Source organism: Chryseobacterium sp. SIMBA_029 (assembly GCF_046535275.1).
Lineage (GTDB): Bacteria > Bacteroidota > Bacteroidia > Flavobacteriales > Weeksellaceae > Chryseobacterium.
On sequence record NZ_JAWRXA010000420.1, the window covers coordinates 1 to 266 of the forward strand.

The 266-nt window shown below is 49.6% G+C and carries 1 protein-coding gene; it reads right to left on the bottom strand.

The window, feature by feature from the left end:
• On the bottom strand, positions 1–182 hold a 182-nt coding region (locus tag SB679_RS24670; protein ID WP_410704921.1), incomplete at its 3' end, for a DUF935 family protein.
• Between the last annotated feature and the right edge of the window lie 84 nt (positions 183–266).

The window sequence follows — 266 nt, forward strand, 5'->3', positions numbered from 1 at the left end:
CCTTTAGCAGCTTCCTTAAAGTCAATCTGCATCCCTTGCGGTATGATGCCAGCGGCACGATGGCCAATATCCATTACCGCCCGTAATAGCGTAAATTTCTCGTCTTCAGTCGCTCCCCCTGGATACGTCCCCAAGCGCATTGGCAGCCCGTAGATCTCCAAAAACTCAGCCAAATCTCGCACACTATAGTTTTTAAAAAATGTATGGCCAGGCAAGGATACGATGCAGACCACCACGCACGATATAGCCACTCTTAGCTTTGTGGG